The organism is Paenarthrobacter sp. NPDC089675 (assembly GCF_044749185.1).
Taxonomy (GTDB): domain Bacteria; phylum Actinomycetota; class Actinomycetes; order Actinomycetales; family Micrococcaceae; genus Arthrobacter.
The window spans coordinates 101,654-122,271 of sequence record NZ_JBIVHM010000003.1; the positions used below are offsets into that span (position 1 = coordinate 101,654).

At 64.2% G+C, this 20,618-nt stretch carries 18 protein-coding genes and 1 tRNA gene; 15 read left to right on the top strand and 4 right to left on the bottom strand.

Translation table 11 applies throughout. The features are described from left to right. Entirely contained in the window at nucleotides 1-1,914 is a 1,914-nt protein-coding gene (locus ACIPY2_RS08100) for an ABC transporter ATP-binding protein (RefSeq protein WP_400265861.1), read from the top strand. 57 nt (nucleotides 1,915-1,971) lie between these two features. Here ACIPY2_RS08100 and ACIPY2_RS08105 read toward each other — a convergent pair whose 3' ends face one another. The 3 genes from ACIPY2_RS08105 to ACIPY2_RS08115 all read right to left on the bottom strand — a co-directional run bounded on the left by ACIPY2_RS08105 (nucleotide 1,972) and on the right by ACIPY2_RS08115 (nucleotide 2,884). After that, a complete protein-coding gene (locus ACIPY2_RS08105; RefSeq protein WP_400265862.1) occupies nucleotides 1,972-2,370 on the bottom strand; it encodes an NUDIX domain-containing protein in 399 nt (132 codons plus the stop codon). Then, nucleotides 2,367-2,810: a DUF6314 family protein gene (locus ACIPY2_RS08110; protein WP_400265863.1), complete on the bottom strand. Its 444-nt coding sequence runs from the start codon at nucleotides 2,808-2,810 to the stop codon at nucleotides 2,367-2,369. Before ACIPY2_RS08110 ends, ACIPY2_RS08105 begins: the two co-directional genes overlap by 4 nt. A 1-nt stretch (nucleotide 2,811) precedes the next feature. Then, a tRNA-Arg gene (locus tag ACIPY2_RS08115) sits at nucleotides 2,812-2,884 on the bottom strand. A gap of 107 nt (nucleotides 2,885-2,991) precedes the next feature. Here ACIPY2_RS08115 and ACIPY2_RS08120 point away from each other — a divergent pair. Together ACIPY2_RS08120 and ACIPY2_RS08125 are read left to right on the top strand one after the other, a co-directional pair. Continuing rightward, a complete protein-coding gene (locus ACIPY2_RS08120) occupies nucleotides 2,992-3,759 on the top strand; it encodes a DUF998 domain-containing protein (protein ID WP_400265864.1) in 768 nt (255 codons plus the stop codon). Nucleotides 3,760-3,804: 45 nt separating this feature from the next. After that, on the top strand, nucleotides 3,805-4,587 hold the full coding sequence (locus ACIPY2_RS08125) for a DUF998 domain-containing protein (RefSeq protein WP_400265865.1): 783 nt from the start codon (nucleotides 3,805-3,807) through the stop codon (nucleotides 4,585-4,587). On the opposite strand, the gene ACIPY2_RS08130 is transcribed toward ACIPY2_RS08125, so the two are convergent. Then, complete coding sequence (locus ACIPY2_RS08130) at nucleotides 4,562-5,221, bottom strand: hypothetical protein (protein ID WP_400265866.1); 660 nt, start codon at nucleotides 5,219-5,221, stop codon at nucleotides 4,562-4,564. The two genes, ACIPY2_RS08125 and ACIPY2_RS08130, sit on opposite strands and share 26 nt — an antisense overlap. A 33-nt stretch (nucleotides 5,222-5,254) precedes the next feature. On the opposite strand from ACIPY2_RS08130, the gene ACIPY2_RS08135 reads away from it, so the two are divergent. From ACIPY2_RS08135 to ACIPY2_RS08190, 12 genes are all read left to right on the top strand, one after another. Beyond that, nucleotides 5,255-6,100 (top strand): inositol monophosphatase family protein, encoded by an 846-nt coding sequence (locus ACIPY2_RS08135; RefSeq protein ID WP_400265867.1) that lies wholly within the window; start codon nucleotides 5,255-5,257, stop codon nucleotides 6,098-6,100. Between the two features lie 76 nt (nucleotides 6,101-6,176). Beyond that, on the top strand, nucleotides 6,177-8,699 hold the full coding sequence (pcrA, locus tag ACIPY2_RS08140) for a DNA helicase PcrA (protein WP_400265868.1): 2,523 nt from the start codon (nucleotides 6,177-6,179) through the stop codon (nucleotides 8,697-8,699). A gap of 133 nt (nucleotides 8,700-8,832) precedes the next feature. Further along, a complete protein-coding gene (locus ACIPY2_RS08145) occupies nucleotides 8,833-10,212 on the top strand; it encodes a putative Ig domain-containing protein (RefSeq protein WP_400265869.1) in 1,380 nt (459 codons plus the stop codon). A 23-nt stretch (nucleotides 10,213-10,235) separates the two neighbouring features. Beyond that, nucleotides 10,236-10,925: a hypothetical protein gene (locus ACIPY2_RS08150; protein ID WP_400265870.1), complete on the top strand. Its 690-nt coding sequence runs from the start codon at nucleotides 10,236-10,238 to the stop codon at nucleotides 10,923-10,925. A gap of 261 nt (nucleotides 10,926-11,186) precedes the next feature. Continuing rightward, nucleotides 11,187-12,356, top strand: a complete 1,170-nt coding sequence (gene sucC / locus ACIPY2_RS08155; protein ID WP_400265871.1) for an ADP-forming succinate--CoA ligase subunit beta — start codon at nucleotides 11,187-11,189, stop codon at nucleotides 12,354-12,356. 12 nt (nucleotides 12,357-12,368) lie between these two features. Beyond that, the gene (gene sucD, locus ACIPY2_RS08160) at nucleotides 12,369-13,271 is read left to right on the top strand and encodes a succinate--CoA ligase subunit alpha (protein WP_400265872.1); all 903 of its coding nucleotides are present in this window, start codon (nucleotides 12,369-12,371) and stop codon (nucleotides 13,269-13,271) included. Between the two features lie 294 nt (nucleotides 13,272-13,565). Then, nucleotides 13,566-13,970, top strand: coding sequence for a tautomerase family protein (locus ACIPY2_RS08165; protein ID WP_400265873.1), 405 nt, complete (start codon nucleotides 13,566-13,568; stop codon nucleotides 13,968-13,970). 163 nt (nucleotides 13,971-14,133) lie between these two features. Then, a complete protein-coding gene (gene iolC, locus ACIPY2_RS08170) occupies nucleotides 14,134-15,150 on the top strand; it encodes a 5-dehydro-2-deoxygluconokinase (protein WP_400265874.1) in 1,017 nt (338 codons plus the stop codon). Then, on the top strand, nucleotides 15,147-16,109 hold the full coding sequence (locus ACIPY2_RS08175) for a deoxyribose-phosphate aldolase (RefSeq protein WP_400265875.1): 963 nt from the start codon (nucleotides 15,147-15,149) through the stop codon (nucleotides 16,107-16,109). Before iolC ends, ACIPY2_RS08175 begins: the two co-directional genes overlap by 4 nt. 6 nt (nucleotides 16,110-16,115) lie before the next feature. Next, nucleotides 16,116-18,062, top strand: a complete 1,947-nt coding sequence (gene iolD, locus ACIPY2_RS08180; protein ID WP_400265876.1) for a 3D-(3,5/4)-trihydroxycyclohexane-1,2-dione acylhydrolase (decyclizing) — start codon at nucleotides 16,116-16,118, stop codon at nucleotides 18,060-18,062. A 41-nt stretch (nucleotides 18,063-18,103) separates the two neighbouring features. Then, a complete protein-coding gene (locus ACIPY2_RS08185) occupies nucleotides 18,104-19,615 on the top strand; it encodes a CoA-acylating methylmalonate-semialdehyde dehydrogenase (protein ID WP_400265877.1) in 1,512 nt (503 codons plus the stop codon). A 63-nt stretch (nucleotides 19,616-19,678) separates the two neighbouring features. After that, entirely contained in the window at nucleotides 19,679-20,596 is a 918-nt protein-coding gene (locus tag ACIPY2_RS08190) for a sugar phosphate isomerase/epimerase family protein (RefSeq protein WP_400265878.1), read from the top strand. Nucleotides 20,597-20,618: the final 22 nt, after the last annotated feature.

Here is a 20,618-nt window from a genome sequence, read left to right on the forward strand (position 1 = left end):
ATGAGCATGGATGGAGTGGCCTGGAGCTCGCTCTACAAGCTGACGCGGGCCCAAAGCGGCTCCCAGCCGTTCTCCAAGGAAACGCTGAAACGGGTCCTTGGATTTGCCGCCCCCCACAAGGGCAAGCTGATCGCATTCGTCATCGCCTCGATTGCGGGCGCCGTCCTTGCCGTGGCCACGCCGGTGCTGGCGGGGCAGGTTGTTGATGCCATCATCGGCAAGGCCGGAGCGGGAACGATCATCTGGCTCGCGGTCCTGATCGCACTTGTGGCCGTGGGCGAGGCGGGAGTTGGGCTGCTGACCCGGTGGTTGTCCTCAACCATTGGGGAAGGGGTCATCGTGGACCTCCGAACCCGGGTCTTCGACCATGTTCAGCGGATGCCCATTGCCTTCTTCACCCGTACGCGCACCGGGGCGCTGGTGAGCCGCCTCAACAACGACGTGATCGGAGCGCAGTCGGCCTTTGCGGGCACGCTGTCCGGAGTGGTCAGCAACGTGGTTGCACTGGCCCTTACCCTGGCCGTCATGCTTAACACCTCCTGGCTGGTGACTGTGCTGGCCATGGTGCTCCTCCCGATCTTCCTGATCCCGGCACGGCGGATGGGATCCAAGCTGGCCGACTTGAGACGCGAAGCCGCGGCCCACAACGCCGCCATGGGAACGCAGATGACCGAGCGGTTCTCGGCACCCGGCGCCACGCTCGTGAAGCTCTTCGGCAGGCCGGATGAGGAATCGCGGGAGTTCGCGGCCCGGGCGGGACGTGTCCGCGACATCGGGATCCGCACGGCCATGCTGCAGTTCACCTTCGTCACGGCTTTGACCCTGGTTTCCGCATTGGCTTTGGCCTTGGTCTACGGGCTCGGCGGCTGGTTGGCCATCGGTGGCCAGCTGGCTCCCGGGGATGTAGTGGTCCTGGCACTCCTCCTGACCCGCCTCTACGCGCCCTTGACGGCCCTCTCGAACGCCCGGGTGGAGGTGATGAGCGCGCTGGTCAGTTTTGAGCGCGTGTTCGAGATCCTGGACCTGAAACCGCTCATCACCGAAAAGCCGGACGCAGTGTCCGTTCCGGCCGGTCCCGTCGCCGTTGAATTCGATAACGTCCGTTTCTCCTACCCCTCGGCGGACAAGGTGTCCCTGGCTTCGCTGGAGGATGTGGCCACCTTGGACACCCGGGGCGGGGAGGAAGTCCTGCACGGCGTCAGCTTCCGCGTCGAGCCCGGCCAGACCGTGGCCTTGGTGGGCTCCTCGGGTGCGGGCAAGTCCACCGTGGCCCAGTTGCTGTCCAGGCTTTACGACGTCGACTCCGGTGCGGTGCGCTTGGGCGGCCACGGCGCCGGTACAGGCGTGGATGTCCGCGAGCTGCGATTCGATTCGGTCCGCGATACCTTGGGCATGGTCACCCAGGACGGCCACCTCTTCCACGAAACCATTGCGTCGAACCTGCGCTTGGCCCGGCCTGACGCCACGGAAGAGGAAATGTGGGAGGTCCTGCGCAGGGCCCGCCTGGAACCCATGATCCGGTCCCTGCCCGATGGCCTGGAGACCGTGGTGGGGGAGCGCGGGTACCGGCTTTCCGGTGGTGAACGCCAACGGCTGACCATCGCCCGGCTGCTTATCAAGCAACCGCGCGTCGTGATCCTTGACGAGGCGACAGCCGCACTGGACTCCACCAACGAAGCCGCCGTCCAGGCGGCTCTGGGCGAGGCACTTGAGGGGCGCACCGCCGTCGTCATTGCCCACCGCCTGTCCACTATCCGTGCAGCCGATGCGATCCTGGTGGTCGAGGACGGCCGGATCGTGGAGCGTGGCACCCATACGGAACTGCTTGAGGCGGAGGGACGCTACGCGGAGCTGTACCGGACACAGTTTGCCGAAGCCACTGCGGTGGCGCGCGAAGCGGTCCCGGAACTCTGACCCAACTGGGGGACAGATCCCGCTCTACCGGACCCTCGCAAGGCCGCGATCTGTCCCCTACTTGGGTAGGGCGAGGGCCGGGAGCACGTGGTCCGTCAGCAGCGGAGCCAAGTCCCGGGGCAGGGGCGCACGGAGGTCAAGCCACCTGATCTCGGCGATCTCCGCTGAAGGGTGCGCCTCCCATGTTCCGGGTGCAGTGAAAACCGTTGCCTCGATGGTGGTTTCCGCCTCATTGGCCGCGACAGCATGCCAAACCCCCATGAGCTCCAGGTCTTCAGGAGCAACGGCGATGCCGACTTCCTCGAGGAGCTCCCGGGACGCCGCTTCTGCAGCGGTTTCGCCGACCTCCGGCTTGCCGCCGGGGTGCATGAACTTGTCCGTGCCACGCTTGCGCACCGTCAGGAGCCGGCCGTCGGGGTTGTAGATGCAGACTGCGCTGACCACGATCACGTTCATTGTTGCCTCTTCAAGCGGGATTCGAGCAGCAGGTCCTTCGCGGGCCCGTGGACATCCCACGTGAAGCTGAACCCGTCCGGTCCCTGCCAGGAGTATTTGACGTAGTAATCGTCGGGATCGCACCAGTGCTTGTCCTGGTTGGCGTCCCCGGCGAAGCTCATGACGTGGAACGGCCGGCCGTCCGGAAAGAACACGTCCATGCTTTCCTCCGTGGCGCCGGGCTTGAGGACGTATTCGCGGAAGGCAGGCCCCGAGTGGGTCGGCCAGTGCATGGTCCCGTCTTCGCGGTAGTCCAGGCCGCCGTCGGGGTTCTTCGCGTAGCGCACGACGCCGGTAAAGGTTCCGCGGGTGCCGGTGGCGCGATCGAGGAGGGTCCGCTCCACGGTCCAATCGCCGGCCAGGTAGGCCCGCAAATCCATCCGTGGCTGCTGGTCATTCAAGTGCCCTCGATTGGAATCGAACCAACGACACCGGCTTTAGGAGAGCCGTGCTCTATCCACTGAGCTACGAGGGCGTGTGTTTTGTTGCCAACAGGGTCCCTCGCGGGAGCCTCCGGCCCGAACACGACTATAAGCATACAAGCTGGCGGGGGCATGCCCGAACACAGTTAGGCTGGCGGATATGAGTCACGCGACAGTACCGGCATCGGCGGCGACGTTCCTTCCCAACGTCCGCAGCGTCCGTGCCGCAATCGGCGGGTGGGCGCAGTTGAGCGTGGTGCAGTACTTCGTGGCCGAGGCTGCCGTGATTGATGCGTGGGCCGGACCCGAACCGTACAGCAGGACCACGGGCTACATCAGCGACCTTGGTGCTGTTTCCTGCGGAATCTACGAGGACCGGGCCGTCTGTTCACCTTTGCACGTGCTGATGAACGCTTCGTTCGTGGTGCAGGGGCTTGCGCTGGTTTTTGGGGCCTTGTTCCTGACCGCAGGCCTGCTGTGCGTGGCGGCCAGGCCGGGCGTGGCGGCGCGGCGGTTCCATCCCGGGCCAGGCACTTCCCGCCCGGCCAAACACTGGGTCTCGGCCGTCGCCATCCGGATACTGACGGGGATTTCAGGCGTTGGAACGGTCATTGTGGGCCTTGTCCCGGAGGATTACGGCTCGCCCTGGCATTTTGCCGGGGCGCTGATGTTCTTCATCGGCGGCGGGTTTGCGCTGCTGGTCCTTGGCTTCCTCTGGTTCCGGCAGACACCCGTCAGTTGGTTCCTCGCCGCGTGCGGAGTGGTGTGCATCGCTGCGCTTGTGGCCGGTGGCGTGACCCGCATGGACGTGCCCGAACCCGGTTTGCTGGAAAGGCTCATGGGCTATCCCGTGACGATCGGGCTGGCCGCTGCCGGTCTGGTGATAGCCGGGCGCGTGCACCGCGAACGGCGTTCCCGCGCCGCATAGACGGGAGGGGCTGCGTCGCCTCCGGTGCGGGTTTATTCTGGCGCTATGACGACGGCGGCTGGTCCGCGTGGCGGGGACCGCGGGCTTTTGCCTGATCTCGCAGGGCGACGTGAGCTTGTTGGGGGTTGGGCTGCAATCACGCTGATCCACTACTTCGTGGTGGAAGCCGTGGCGATGGCCGCCTGGCGTGGAAGCCCTTCCTATGACCGCCGGGAACATGTCATCAGCGATCTCGGTGCTGCGCATTGTGGGCCCTTCAACGGCTACGACGTGTGTTCACCCCTGAATTGGCTGATGAACGCCTCGTTCGTCCTCCAGGGTGTCGCCATGATCCTGGGGGCGGTGCTGGTCAGTTCCGCCGTCTTGTCCGTCGCTGCTGAGCCCGGCCGGCGGGGGATCCGGCCCGGCATGGCCACGAGGTCCGCGGAAGCTTTTCCATGGGTGGCGGCAGGAATCGTGCGGGTGCTGATCCTCATCGCGGGGATCGGACAGGCCATGGTGGGCCTGGTTCCCGAAGACACGGAGTTGGCGCTGCACCTCACAGGAGCCGGGCTCTACTTCATCGCGGGGCCCCTTGCCTTGGTGGTTTTGGGCTTGGTTTGGCGGGGCCATACGCAGATGTCCTGGATGGTCCTGCTGTTTGGCGTTGTCTCCTTGGGGACCACCATCTATGTCCTTGCGGCCCGGCTCAGGGTCGATGAAGCGGGCGCCATCGAAAGGACCATGGCCTACCCCATCATCCTGGGGCTGTCCCTGGTGGGGCTGATAGTGGCCAACCGGGTTACCAGGCAGCGGAAAGCAGTCAGGACTTTGCGGCAGCGTTCCTAGCGCCGGAGCCCTTGCCGTCAGTACCTTTCCGTCCCAGGAACACAGCCACCACGCCGCACAAAAGGCTCACCAGGAAAAGCATCCACGACGCAACGGTCACGGCCGAGGCCACGGCGACCGAACCGGCGTCGGGCGCCTCTGAAGCCAGTACCGAATCGATGGCGACGTTTGACCACAAGTGCGCAACGGCAAAGAGCAGGGGAGCCGCCCACATGGCCCAGCGCCACGACTTGCGGGCCACGTTGGTACCGATCAGCAACAGCCAGCTGAACCCGAAAATCAGGGGAAACAGTGTGCCTGCCGTTTTGTGGACGTAGTTCAACTGGCCCAGAGCGTCGCTGTCCATGGCTGAACGCAATTGGACGATGTAGTCCTGCGAGAATCCGCCGATCAGGGAGTCGGGCATGGCGAGTCCGCCGGAAAGCTGGGTCATTTGGTTCAGTGCCAGGAGATGCAGGTACCAAAAGAGGAACACACTGGCCACGACGCCCGCGATGACAATCAGCCTGGAGTTGCCCTGCGCCTTCTGCGGCGTCCGCTGTGTTGTCGGATTGATCACGGGCGGCAGCTGGTTATCGGGAACCACCGCTCTGGCTCCGTGCTTCTTCATGCGCTGCGCTGGGGTCTTGGCCATGTGATTCATTATCCCGCCACATAAGCTGGACCCATGACCATCGGCAGGCACACCGCAACTGAACTGGACCCATCACTCGACGACTACCAGCTGGCCGGCGCCCTGGTGCGGGAGGCAGGACAACTGGCGTTGCTCATGCGGATGGGCGGGTTGCAGGGCGAACGGAAGACATCGGTGTCCGATGTGGTTACAGCCGCCGACCGCGCCGCTGAGGCGTACGTCCTGGAACAACTGCGCCGCTGCCGCCCCGAGGACGGAATCCTTGGTGAAGAGGGTGCTTCCTTCGCGGGAACCAGTGGCCGGACCTGGGTCATAGACCCCGTGGACGGTACATATAACTTCCTGCATGGTTCCACTTACTGGTGTTCGGCGATCGCCTTGAAGCGGGATGACCGGGATCGGGGTGGAAACCCCGTGGTGGATCCCGACGTCGTGCTGGGTGCCATTTACCAGCCGGAAACGGACAAGCTGTGGCTCGGCGGAGAAGAACGCCCCGCAACCTTGAACGGGGAGCGAATTGCCGGCTCCGGAGACGCCGCCGTGGGCCAACTGTGTGCCGCCACCTACATCCACCCGACCTGGCTTGCTGATCCGCGGACAGCCATGCCCTGGCACGCTGCGGCGATCACGGCAGCGTCCCTGCGGATGTTCGGCTCCGGGTCCTGCGACCTCGGACGCGTCGCCGACGGCGAACTCGGCTGCTGGTTCCAGCACAGCTGCCCGGAGTGGGACTGGCTTCCCGGCAAGGCGATCGTGCGGGCTGCCGGCGGGGACACCGCCGTCGTACAGGTCAACGGGCTTAACTGGTTCGTCGCAGGAGGCACGACGGCGGTCCGGGAGTTGAGCACGGCGCTCACCTCGGTTCCGCAGTTCGCCTGATTTCCCGGCAGTCCCGTTGTAAGTTCCGGGGCCCTGCGAAGGAGTGTCAGACCCACCGCCTAGACTGGTAGGCACCATGGATATGTTGTTTGACCCCTACGCAGACGGACCCTTCAACGCCGGCCCGCGGGCCGCAGTCAAGGCTGCGCCTGAGCTTTCGCACGCCGGTGGCGGCTCCGGTCGCGCCCGTCAGGAGGAGGGTAGCAGCAGTCCGGGTTCCGGGGGCTGGGGGCATTCGGATTCGCACGGACTGCCATCGGCCGAGGCCTTGCTCCAGGGGTTGAACCCGCAACAGGAAGAAGCCGTCAAGCACTCCGGGAGCCCACTGCTCATTGTTGCGGGAGCCGGTTCGGGCAAGACCCGCGTGCTGAGTAACCGGATCGCGTACCTGATCGCCACCAAACGGGCGCACCACGGCGAAATCCTGGCCATCACCTTCACCAACAAAGCCGCCGCCGAGATGCGGGAACGTATCGAGGCGCTGGTTGGCGGCCGAGCCAAGGCCATGTGGATCTCCACCTTCCACTCCTCCTGCGTCCGCATCCTTCGGCGCGAGGCAGCCAACGTTGGGTTGAACTCCAACTTCTCCATCTACGACTCCGCGGACTCCTTGCGCCTCATCACCCTGGTGGCCAAGAACCTGGACCTGGATCCGAAGAAGTTCCCGCCCAAGTCCATCCAGCACAAGATTTCCGCGCTCAAGAACGAGTTGGTTGACGACGATTCGTTCGCGTCCTCAGCGAATTACAACGATCCCTTTGAAACAGCCGTCGCCGAGGTCTTCAAGGGCTACACCCAGCGCTTGCGCCAGGCCAACGCCATGGACTTTGACGACCTCATCGCCCAGACCGTCTATATGTTCAGGGCTTTCCCAGCGCTCGCAGAGTCGTACCGCCGGCGGTTCAGGCATGTCCTGGTGGACGAATACCAGGACACCAACCACGCCCAGTACGCCTTGGTCCGCGAAATCGTGGGCCTCGGCACGGACACGGAGGTGCAGCCCAGCGAGCTCACCGTAGTTGGCGATTCCGACCAATCGATCTACGCCTTCCGCGGCGCGGATATCCGCAACATTGTTGAGTTCGAGCACGACTACCCGAACGCCAGGACCATCAAGCTGGAGCAGAACTACCGCTCCACCCAGAACATCCTCAGCGCAGCAAACTCGGTGATCTCCCGGAACCCCAACCGGCAGGAAAAGCGGTTGTGGACGGCTGAAGGCGATGGCGAGAAGATCGTCGGCTACGTCGGCGAGAACGAGCACGACGAAGCCCAGTTCATTGCCAAGGAAATCGACCGGCTGCAGGACGAGGAAGGGCTGCGTCCCGGGGATGTCGCCATCTTCTACCGGACCAACGCCCAGTCACGCTCCATTGAAGACGTGCTGGTCCGGGTAGGCCTGCCGTACAAGGTTGTGGGTGGCACAAGGTTCTACGAACGCAAGGAAATCAAAGACGCCCTGGCCTACCTCCGCGTCTTGGTAAACCCGGACGACGACGTCAACCTTCGTCGCGTTTTGAACGAACCCAAGCGCGGAATCGGTGACCGGGCCGAGGGTGCCATTGCAGCCCTGGCCGAACGGGACAGGACCTCCTTCATGGACGCCGCGCGCCGGGCCGAGCAAGCTCCCGGCATGGCCACCCGCTCGGTGAATGCCGTGCTGGGATTCGTGAAACTGCTGGACGACCTCGCCGAGGTTGCTTCCGGCTCCGGGGCGTCGGCGGCGCTGGAAGCCGTCCTCGAACAGACGGGCTACCTCGCCGGCCTCCGCGCCAGCAATGACCCCCAGGACGAATCCCGTGTGGAGAACCTCGCCGAACTCGTGGCCGTTGTCCGGGAGTACGAACGCGATAACCCCGAGGGCTCACTGGGGGAGTTCCTGGAGCAGGTCTCCCTGGTGGCCGACGCCGATCAGATTCCCGACGCTCCCGGGGCGGACATCGATGCCGCCGTTGCCGAAGCCAAGCGCCTCGGCGTCGTCACGCTCATGACGCTCCACACGGCGAAAGGCCTGGAGTTCCCGGTCGTCTTCCTGACCGGCATGGAGCACGGCATTTTCCCGCACCAACGCTCCGCTACGGATCCAAAGGAACTGGCGGAAGAACGCCGCCTTGCCTACGTGGGCCTGACGCGTGCCCGCAAGCGTCTTTACGTCACCCGCTCCGAGGTTCGCAGCATGTGGGGCCAGAGCCAGTACAACCCGGCCAGCCAGTTCCTTGAGGAAATCCCGTCGGAGCTCATCGACTGGAAGCGTGAAGGCATGAGCCGCCAAGCCGGGGGATGGGGCGGTGCGCCCATCGGGTCCAACCGGTACGGCGGATCGTTCTGGGGCGCAGGAACCTCCCGCGGAGTCGCCGCCAGCCCAACCGCAGGGTTCGACGCCGACGTTCCCGCCGTCGTCGCCCGCACCAGGGTGCAGCCGCAGAAGGAAGTCATCTCGGTGGCGGTGGGGGACAAGGTCAACCACACGAGTTTCGGCAACGGCGTGGTGCTCGGCGTCGAGGGCGCCGGAGACAAGACGGTGGCCAAGGTGAAGTTTGACGTCGGCGAGAAGCGCCTGCTCTTGCGTTACGCGCCGCTCACAAAACTTGATGCCTGAGGTGGCACCTTTCCAGCCTATTGTCAGGGACCTTACAGGGACTTAGACTGGCCGGGCGTTGCGCCTTCGGCCCGGCACGAGCCGGCAGGGCGCTCCGCTAGTGGTTTGCATTCTTGTGGGGGAGGACGCGCGCATGGGCACCATGCCTGGGGAACGTAGCTTGGCCGGCAAATTCCGGGGGATGGTCCTGGCCGCGGCCTTGGCCGGTGCCCTTGCAATCCAGTCTGCCCCTCCGGGAATCGCAGATGCGGAGACGCCTTCACCCAGTGCCGGGGCGGTGACGCCTTCACCCAGTGCCGGGGCGGTGACGCAGCCTGGACCTGCGGTGGTCGACCCTGTGCCGACACCCCAACCAACAGAACCCGCCGCTTCGCCCACGCCATCGCAGGCTGTGGTTGTGCCACCGGGGCCGGATCAGACTCCTGCAGCGGACGCCGACCCTCTCGCGGTGCAGGGGTACGTGGACTCGGGATACGTTGGAAAGCCCTTTGACGCTCCGTTGGTCATCACCGGCGGAAGCGGGCCCTACACGGCAACGGCAACGAACGTGCCGCCGGGACTAACGTTTGATGAAGCAAACTTGAGGTTTGTGGGGACCCCCACAACTGCGGGCTTCGCCGAGTCGACCGTTACGGTCAAGGACTCTTCCTCACCGCAGCAGGTAGTCACTAGAGGTGTCAGCGTCACCATCTGGGACTACCAGCCTCCCGTAATCTCTGTTGCGAGCTACACCGGGGAATTCCAGGATGCAATCGTCGGCCTGGACTACGAATCCGAATTCCGGGTATACACTCCGGGGTCCTTGCCCTACACGCTGGAACGCGTATCCGGAGACCTTCCGCCCGGACTGGTGTTTGACGAAAAAACCGTGTCCGGAATCCCCACCACTCCTGGAAGCTATGCCTTCACGGTCCGGGCAAGCGACCAATACAGTTCCACGGAGGCCACTTTCCGGATTACGGTTCGGGCCAGTGCACCGTACGCAGTGGGTTACGTTGTGCCCCCGGCAGTCCTGGGCGAGCCCTACTCGGCAAGGATCGCTTCCGTCAGCGGTGGAGTGGGCCCGTACCAGATGTGGTGGGGAACGCCGCAGCACATGGCCGGCAGCTTGACATGGCACGACCCCGGTCCGGACGGGCTCCTCATTGACGGCAACGGAGTCCTCATGGGCACGCCGACCAGGGCTGGAACCTTCAGCGTCTACGTGAAATTCCGCGACGCTGGCCTCATTGAGCGCGAGATCTTCTGGACCACCATCACCGTCCTCGAAACCCGGCCACCGGCCGCGGAACAGCCGCCCGCAGCGCAACCCCCGGCAGCGGGCGAGGCACCTCCGGCAGAGGTGCTCCCCGCGGGTGCGGCGCAGTCGACGTCGGACGCTGAACTGGCCGCGACGGGGCTGCGGGCCGGAAGCCTCCACGGTATCCTTTGGGCCTCCGCCGGGCTCCTGGCAATCGGGACCATTCTTGCGGCAGCAACGCGCCGAGGCCGGATGCGAGGAAAGAGCGCCTGAATCGCCACGGCATAATTGGTGCCATGCGACGGACTGTGTTGGGGATTCTTGCCGCTTTGATCCTGGTGGCAAGCACGTCCTGTTCCTTTTCCACCAAGGACCCCAATTATGTTCCGCCGCCTCCCCTGCCGCCGCTGGAGCAACTGAAGCAGGTGCCCGTCACGGAGCAGACCGCCCTCGCCGCAGGTGATAACGTCACCGCATTCGTGACGGCCGACCGCAACATCGTGTGCGCCATGACATCCTCCAAGGGCGGTCACATCAACCTTCCTTATGAGCTCAATGCCTACTCGGACTCGGCCAACAACAAGTTCGCCGTGGTCCCGGTGGTGCACTGCGAACTCGCTGCTTACAGCAAACCCCAGGGCGAGGACATTGCGGATGACTGCGCGGGAACGGGCCTGGGCTACCTGGGCGGAACGGTGCTGTTGTCACCGGACAAGGCGGTGTACGGATCGTGTCGTTCGGGCGTAACACAAATGGAGTCTGAATTCGGGCCGAAGGGGAGCCGGAACGGGCCCATTTCCAAGCTTCGTGAGCTGGCCGATGGCCAGAACATCGAGCGTAACGGCTTGCGGTGTTCGGCATATAACAACGGCGTTGCCTGCGGAAACATCTCAGGTGGCGTTGCGTTCTTCGTCAGCCGCGAGGGATACCAGTTGATTTCCGACGGCGGCAAGGCAGTCCGCGGGAACCTGAAGGAGTTGTCGTAGGGCCTGCAGGCAACCGGCAGGAGCCCAAAAACCCCGTTATCACGCGGTTTTTCTACGTCCGATAGAAGTGTAAGCTTACTCACTTAACCGGTAGTGTGGGAGTGGCGGGACTCCTCAAAGGGCTAAAGTTCCGAGAGGACCTTACGCAATGTGACCGGGCATGAACCCTGGTTGTTGACCGCGTACTTTCCGCAGCTGGCTTCGCGGTCATCGCGGTTCCGGCTGGACAGAAACTACTTCGACGTAGAAGGACACTAAACCGTGGACCTGTTTGAATATCAGGCGCGCGATATGTTCGAAGCGCACGGTGTACCCGTGCTCGCCGGCATCGTGGCGCACACTCCTGAAGAAGCGAAGGCAGCTGCTGAGAAGATCGGTGGCGTTACTGTCGTAAAGGCACAGGTTAAGGTCGGTGGCCGCGGCAAGGCCGGCGGCGTCAAGGTTGCCAAGTCGGCCGACGAGGCGCTTGAGCACGCAACCAACATCCTGGGCATGGACATCAAGGGCCACACCGTCAACAAGGTGATGATCGCCCAGGGTGCTGACATCGCCGAAGAATTCTACTTCTCGGTCCTCCTCGACCGTGCGAACCGCAACTACCTGGCCATGTGCTCGGTTGAAGGCGGCATGGAGATCGAGCAGCTGGCTGTTGAGCGCCCCGAGGCCCTGGCCAAGATCGCCATCGACCCCGCAGTGGGCATCGACCAGGCCAAGGCCGACGAAATCGTTGAAGCCGCAGGCTTCGCTGAAGAACTGCGCGGCAAAGTCGCCGACGTCATTCTGAAGCTCTGGGACGTCTTCAAGAAGGAAGACGCCACCCTGGTTGAGGTCAACCCGCTGGTCCGTACCGGCGCCGGTGACATCGTTGCCCTCGACGGCAAGGTTTCCCTGGACGAGAACGCTGATTTCCGCCACGTTCACCACGGTGAGCTGGAAGACAAGGATGCAGCTGACCCGCTTGAGGCCAAGGCAAAGGCGCAGGACCTCAACTACGTCAAGCTGGACGGCGAAGTTGGCATCATCGGCAATGGCGCCGGTCTTGTGATGTCCACCCTCGACGTCGTTGCCTACGCAGGCGAGAACCACGGCAACGTGAAGCCCGCCAACTTCCTGGACATCGGCGGTGGAGCTTCCGCAGAGGTCATGGCCAACGGTCTGGACGTCATCCTGGGTGACGAGCAGGTCAAGAGCGTCTTCGTCAACGTCTTCGGCGGCATCACCGCTTGTGACGCTGTGGCGAAGGGCATCGTGGGTGCACTCGCCGAGCTGGGTTCCTCCGCGAACAAGCCGCTGGTAGTTCGCCTCGACGGCAACAACGTCGAGGAAGGCCGCCGCATCCTGACCGAGGCCAACCACCCGCTGGTTACCCTGGCCGCCACCATGGACGAGGGCGCCGACAAGGCCGCCGAGCTCGCCAACGCAGCTAAGTAAAGGGACGCGAGAATGTCTATCTACCTCAACAAAGACTCCAAGGTCATCGTTCAGGGCATCACCGGCGGCGAAGGCACCAAGCACACTGCCCTGATGCTCAAGGCCGGCACCAACATTGTTGGTGGCGTGAACGCCCGCAAGGCCGGCACCACGGTCCTGCACGGCGACAAGGAAATCAACGTCTTCGGCACCGTCAAGGAAGCCATCGCTGAAACCGGCGCAGACGTCTCCATCGTCTTCGTTCCGCCGGCATTCACCAAGGATGCCGTCGTCGAAGCCATCGAAGCCGAAATCGGCCTCGTTGTGGTCATCACCGAAGGTGTTCCGGTTCAGGACTCCGCCGAGTTCTGGGCACTGGCCCAGTCCAAGGTGGACGCTGACGGCAAGCAGATCACCCGCATCATCGGCCCGAACTGCCCCGGCATCATCACCCCGGGCGAGGCCCTGGTTGGCATCACCCCGGCAAACATCACGGGCAAGGGCCCCATCGGCCTGGTTTCCAAGTCCGGTACCTTGACCTACCAGATGATGTACGAACTCCGCGACCTCGGTTTCTCCACCGCGATCGGCATCGGTGGCGACCCGATCATCGGCACCACGCACATCGACGCCCTGGCTGCGTTCGAAGCCGACCCGGAGACCAAGGCAATCGTCATGATCGGTGAGATCGGTGGCGACGCTGAAGAGCGCGCAGCCGACTTCATCAAGGCCAACGTCACCAAGCCGGTTGTCGGCTACGTGGCAGGCTTCACCGCTCCTGAAGGCAAGACCATGGGCCACGCAGGCGCCATCGTCTCCGGTTCCGCCGGCACCGCACAGGCCAAGAAGGAAGCCCTCGAGGCTGCAGGCGTGAAGGTCGGCAAGACGCCGTCCGAGACCGCTACGCTGCTGCGCGAGGTCTACTCCGCACTTTAGTCACCACAGCTGACTTACGACGGCGGCCCGTCACCTTTCAACACGAATGGTGGCGGGCCGCCGTCGTGCTTTAAGCCCCGTTGTGGGGCCTGTTGTGCGTGCCATTCGTCAGCAGGGCCCACAATGACCGGGTTCCCTGGCCGAGCTTGCGAGGTTAGGGAGGCATTGGGGACGCAGAGCGGGCCTCGCAACGCTCGAGCAAAGTCCCGTCGGGAGCTTCCGGCGGGACTTTGCTGTATTCAGAACCCGACTGATTTGTTAGTATGTTAGGACAAACTACTTGAGGAGATTGCAGTGCCGCTTGTTCGAATCGACGTCAACCAAGGCCGATCGCCCGAAGAGCTGACGGCTGTCAGTCGCGCCATTCACGACGCGATAGTCGCTGAGTATGGAATTCCCGAGCGCGACTACTTCCATATCCTCACCGAGCACCCGTCGGGGCAGATTACCGCCCAGGATGCGGGGCTTGGTTTTGAGCGGACTGCCGGGGTGGTAATGATCCAGATCTTCACGCAGGAAGGTCGCAGTCAAGAGGCAAAGAGCTCGCTCTTCCGGGCCATCGCCGAGAGCCTGGCTGAGGTGGGTGTTTCCGGCGAGGATGTGTTCGTGGGCTATGTGGAGAATACTGCGGGCGACTGGTCGTTCGGCTTTGGTCGCAGTCAATATGTCACGGGCGAGCTGGCTGTTCCACGCCGATAGAGGGCTACTGGTGTCATGTTGTAAATATGTCAGTACAAACCTTTGACAGGACATTAAATCTGGTGCAAAGTAGTCGTGTGGCCCCGCTCACTGAGGGGTAGCAAGGCATTGGGGCCCAGCGCTCAAAGGTTCAGAGTTCTCAAGAGAAAGGTCAACGAGTACCGTGACCCACGAACTGCTTACGATCGGGCGCATCAGCGTTGATATCTACCCGAACGACATCGGCGTCGGCCTGGAGGACGTAACGTCCTTCGGCAAGTACCTCGGAGGTTCGCCCTCCAACGTGGCCGTTGCCGCCGCCCGCCACGGCCGCCGCACGGGTGTGATCACCCGCACCGGCGATGATCCCTTTGGCAATTTCCTGCACCGCGAGCTGCGCAAGTTCAACGTGGACGATTCCTTCGTCACCCCCGCTGCTGGACAGACGCCGGCCACGTTCTGTGCGATCAAGCCGGCCACGGATGAGTTCCCGCTGTACTTCTACGGCCGCTTTCCCACGGCTCCCGACCTGCAGATCAAGGCCGAAGAACTGGATCTCGAGGCGATCCGCAATGCCGGAATCTTCTGGTCCACCGTCACCGGCCTCTGCCAGGAGCCGAGCCGAAGCGCGCATATCGCCGCACACCGGGCCCGGCCCCGGACCGGGCTCAAGGACGGTCAGTTCACCATCCTCGACCTTGACTACCGCCCGATGTTCTGGACCTCCGAAGAAGAGGCCCGTGCCGAGGTCGCCAAAATCCTCCCACACGTCACGGTAGCCATTGGCAATGACAAGGAATGCGCCGTGGCCGTGGGGGAGGGAACCCCTGATGAGCAGGCAGACCGCCTGCTGGCCGCCGGCGTCGAAATCGCCGTGGTGAAGCTCGGCGCGGAAGGCGTCATGGCCAAGACCCGTACGGAGCGGGTGGTTTCGGCGCCGGTACCGGTGGAAACCGTCAACGGACTGGGCGCCGGTGACTCCTTTGGGGGTGCCTTCTGCCACGGACTGCTCTCCGGCTGGCCGCTCTCCGAAGTCCTGGATTACGCGAACGCCTCCGGTGCCATCGTCGCCTCCCGCCTCTCTTGTGCGGACGCCATGCCGACGCCGGAGGAGGTCACCTCGCTGCTGGCCGAGCACGGACGTCCGGTCCCGGGCGCAAACCCTGCCGAAGCCCCCATTGCAGAAGGAGCAGTGCGTTGAGCCTCAACGATGACCCCCGCCGCTACGAGCACTTGAGCCGCATCCGGCTTGAGGACCCGGAGGCCGTGGCCCGCGCAGCTGCCACCCGCCGTCGTCATCCCGGCCTGAAGCATGGTGTGCAGAACTTCATCGTCGCCGCCGACCATCCGGCCCGTGGGGCCCTCGCTGTCGGCTCGGAGCCGATGGCGATGGCCGACCGCCGCGACCTGTTGGACCGCTTGCAGATCGCCTTGGCGAACCCCGCCGTTGACGGAATCCTGGCCTCGCCCGACATCATGGACGACCTCCTGCTCCTCGGGGCCCTCGAAGGCAAACTGGTGTTCGGCTCCATGAACCGTGGCGGACTCGCCGGCCTGGTCAATGAGTTCGACGATCGCTTCACCGGCCACACGGCAGCTGCGTTGGAAGCCCTGGGGGCTGACGGAGGCAAGATGCTCACCCGCATCTGCCTGGGAGACCCGGACACCGTTGCCACCCTCGAGGCCACCGCCAAGGCGATCGACTCCCTGGCCGAGCGCAAGCTCATTGCCATGGTTGAACCCTTCCTCTCCGTTCGGGATTCGCACGGCAAGGTTCGCAACGACCTCCGCGCCGACGCCGTGATCAAGTCCGTCGGCATCGCCGAGGGCCTGGGTTCCACCAGTGCCTACACCTGGATGAAGCTGCCGGTGGTGGCCGAGATGGAACGCGTCATGGCTTCCACCACGTTGCCTACCGTGCTGCTGGGCGGCGACCCGGATGGCAGCCAGGACGAGGTGTTCGCTTCGTGGCAGGCTGCCCTCGCCCTCCCCGGCGTCCAGGGCCTCACTGTGGGGCGCACCTTGCTTTACCCGCACGACGGCGATGTGGCCGGTGCCGTTGCAACGGCCGCCTCGTTGCTGAACAACAGTTCGCCCGCGGCACTGGACGCTGCAGGGCTCACCTCGTCAGAACGCATCCCCGTGAAAGTATCGGAGTAGTTACCCATGGGATCTGTAACCCGTCGGATGACCGTGGCGCAGGCCGTGGTCGAGTTCCTGTCCAAGCAGTACACCGTCGATTCTGTTGGCGGCAAGGAGTTCCGTGAGCGCCTGATTCCGGGCACATTCGGTATTTTCGGCCACGGGAATGTGGCCGGTGTGGGCCAGGCATTGAAGCAGTACCAGGCCGCGGATCCGTCCATCATGCCGTACTACCAGGGCCGCAACGAGCAGGCGCAGGTCCACCAGGCCGTGGGCTATGCCCGGCACACCCGCCGCCGCCAGACGTTCGCGATCAGCACCTCGATTGGTCCGGGGTCCTCGAACCTGCTCACCGGTGCGGCGCTGGCCACGACCAACCGGTTGCCGGTGCTGTTGCTACCGTCGGACACTTTCGCGACGCGCGCGGCTGACCCGGTGCTGCAGCAGCTCGAGCAACCGTACGCGTATGACATCACGGTCAACGACGCCTTCCGGCCCCTCTCGAAGTTCTTCGACCGGGTGTCCCGGCCGGAGCAGCTGTTCTCCGCTTTCCATCACGGCTTGCGCGTACTGACGGACCCGGCCGAGACCGGCGCCGTCACCATCTCTCTGCCCCAGGACGTCCAAGCCGAGGCATTCGACGTGCCGGAGGAATTCCTCGCGGAGCGCGAATGGCGGATCCGCCGCCCGGAGGCCGAGGATGACGACATCCGCCGCGCCGTCGAGGCAATCCGTGCCGCCAAGAGGCCACTGATCATCGCCGGTGGAGGCGTCCTTTACGCCTACGCCAACGACGAACTGGCAAAGTTCGCCGAGCTCACCGGCATCCCGGTTGGCAACACCCAGGCGGGCGTCGGGGTCCTTCCGTGGGACCACAGGCACTCCCTCGGTGCCATTGGCTCTACGGGTACGACGGCGGCCAACGCCATAGCTGCCGAAGCGGACCTGATCATCGGGATCGGCACGCGTTACGAAGACTTCACCACGGCGTCACGGACGGCGTTCCAGAACCCGGACGTGAAGTTCGTGAACATCAATGTCGCGCCGATCGACGCGTACAAGCACGGCACGCACCTGCCGATCGTCGCTGATGCCCGCAAGGCGTTGGTGAAGCTGAACCAGGCCCTGGGCGGTTACCGGGTCGGGGCTGACCTCGAAGAGAAGGTCGCGGCGGAAAAGAAGCGCTGGAACGCGATCGTGGATGAGGCCTTCGAAACGCGCTTCACCCCGTTGCCGGCGCAGAACGAGATCATCGGCGCCACGAACAAGGCCATGGATGATCACGACGTCGTCATCTGTGCCGCAGGTTCCCTCCCGGGTGATCTGCACAAGATGTGGCGCGTCCGGGACCCGTTCGGTTACCACGTCGAATACGCCTACTCCTGCATGGGCTACGAAATCCCCGGCGGGCTGGGCGTGAAGCGCGCAGCGCTGGCCGAAGCCGCCGCTGGGGGCGTGGACAGGGACGTAGTGGTCATGGTGGGGGACGGCTCCTACCTGATGATGCACACCGAACTGGTCACCGCCGTCGCCGAACGCATCAAGCTGATCGTGGTCCTGATCCAGAACCACGGTTACGCCTCCATCGGTTCCCTATCCGAGTCCCTCGGCTCGCAGCGCTTCGGAACGCAGTACCGCGTCCTGGACAAGGAACAGCACAGTTTCGACGCCGGTGAGCACCTGCCCATCGACCTCGCGACCAACGCCGAATCACTGGGCGCCAAGGTTATCCGGATCGAACCGGGCGAGAACGTTATCGAGTCCCTCGGCGCTGCGATCAAGGAAGCCAAAGCCGCCCCGGAGACAGGCCCGATCGTGATCCACGTCGAATCCGACCCCTTGCTGGACGCACCGTCCTCAGAGTCCTGGTGGGACGTCCCCGTCTCAGCCGTGTCGGAACTGGAATCCACGCAACAGGCCTACAAGACGTACACAGACCACAAGAGCCGGCAGCGCAAGCTGCTCGGCTGACCCGAACGCACCGATCCTAAAGACCAAAAGGAAGTCCGCTTATGTCGACGACGACCACTTTGACAACGATCAACCACTTCATCAACGGCGCCGAGTCCGCGGGTGAGGGCGACCGTACCCAGCCGGTGTACAACCCGGCCACCGGGCAGGTCACTGCCGAGCTGCGGCTGGCCAACGAAACAGACTTGAACACCACGGTGGCCGCTGCCCGTAAAGCCGCTGATTCCTGGGGCGACATTTCCCTGGCCAAGCGCACCGCGGTGCTGTTCAAATTCCGCGAACTCGTCGCCGCGCACGTCGATGAACTCGCCGAACTGATCACCGCCGAGCACGGCAAGGTCCTCTCCGACGCCAAGGGCGAGATTGGCCGCGGGCTGGAAGTCATCGAGTTCGCCTGCGGCATCCCCACCCTGCTCAAGGGTGACTACTCGGACCAGGTTTCCACCGGCATCGACGTCTTCTCCTTCCGCGAGCCCCTGGGCGTGGTGGCGGGTATCACGCCGTTCAACTTCCCCGTGATGGTGCCGTTGTGGATGGCGCCGATGGCCATTGCCACAGGTAATGCGTTCATCCTCAAGCCCTCCGAGCGTGACCCGTCCCCGTCGCTGCTGCTCGCCAAACTGTGGAAGGAAGCGGGCTTGCCTGATGGTGTGTTCCAGGTCCTGCACGGCGGCAAGGAAACCGTCGATGGCCTGCTGACCCACCCGGACGTGGACGGCATCAGCTTCGTCGGGTCCACCCCGATCGCCCAGTACGTCCACGAGACCGCCACCAAGCACGGCAAGCGTGTCCAGGCGTTGGGTGGGGCGAAGAACCACGCGATCGTGCTCCCGGACGCCGACCTGGACAACGCCGCCGACCACCTTGCCGCCGCCGCGTTCGGCTCCGCCGGCGAGCGATGCATGGCAATCTCGGTGGCCGTCGCCGTCGGGGACGCCGCAGACCTGCTAGTGAAGAAGGTCGAAGAGCGTGCCCTGGCCGTGAAGGTCAACAACGGCACCGAACCTGGCGCCGAAATGGGCCCGGTCATCACCCCCGCCTCGAAGGAACGCATCGTGAAGATCGTCACCGAAGCTGAGGCCGCCGGTGCCGCGATGGTGGTGGACGGCCGCGACCTCGTGATCCCGGGCCACGAAGACGGCTTCTGGGTAGGCCCCACCGTGATCGACCACGTCAAGACCGAAATGAGCGCCTACCGGGAGGAGATCTTCGGACCCGTGCTCGTGGTGGTCCGCGTCGACACCCTCGAGGACGGCATCGCGCTGATCAACTCCAACCCCTACGGCAACGGCACCGCGATCTTCACCTCCTCCGGCGCCGCGGCACGGAAGTTCCAGCGCTCTGTCACCGTGGGCATGATCGGCATCAACGTGCCCCTCCCGGTCCCGGTTGCCTACCACTCCTTCGGTGGCTGGAAGGCCTCCCTCTTCGGTGACAAGCACATCTACGGCCCCGAAGGCGTCTCCTTCTATACCCGCGGCAAAGTCATCACCTCCCGCTGGCCCGAAACCCACCACGCCTCCGGCGCCTCCTACAACTTCCCCTCCAACTAGTCCAACCGTGCGCCCTGGCAACAGGGCCAGGGCGCACCGGCCTCGAAGAAAGACACCGTTGTCATGACTGACGTCGAGAACAAACTCATCATCGGCACCGCACCCGACTCCTGGGGCGTGTGGTTCGCGGACGACCCCAAGCAGACACCGTGGGAGCGGTTCCTGGACGAAGTCGCAGAGTCCGGCTACAAATGGATCGAGCTCGGCCCCTACGGCTACCTGCCCAACGACCCCACCCGCCTCGCGGAAGAACTCAAACAGCGCGACCTCAAGGTCACCGCGGGCACTGTCTTCACGGCCTTCCACCGCGGCGCCAAGCAGTATGACGAAGCCTGGGAACCGGCCCGCAAGGTAGCAGAACTCACGGCAGCAATGGGCGGCGAGCACATCGTGGTCATCCCCGCCATGTGGCGGGATGACGTTACGGGCGAAGCCGTCGAAAACGGGGAACTCAGCGATGAGCAGTGGGCAGACCTCTTCGCCGGCCACAACCGCATGGGCAAGGTCCTGTTGGAGGACTTCGGCCTGCACCAGCAGTTCCACTCCCACGCAGATTCCCACGTTGGTGCCCAGAAGGACATCGAAACCCTGCTGGCAGCAACGGATCCCGAGTATCTGAACCTGTGCTTGGACACCGGCCACGCCGAATACTGCGGTGCCTCCAGCCTGGAACTCATTAAGAACTACCCGGACCGCATCGGCTACCTGCACCTGAAGCAGATCAACCCCGAGGTCCTTGCCGAAGTCAACGAGAAGAACATGACCTGGGCCGCGGCAAACCTGGCCGGCGTCATGACCGAGCCGCCCAACGGCCTCCCGGACCTGCGCGCCGTGATCGAAGCCGTAGAGGGCCTGAACCGCCCCATCTTCGGCATCGTGGAGCAGGACATGTACCCGGTGGCTTTCGACGTCCCGATGCCTATCGCCAAGCGCACCCGAAACTACCTGCTCTCCTGCGGCTCCCGGACCCGTGTCCAGTAGCACCGTCCGCGTCAGCAGCAAG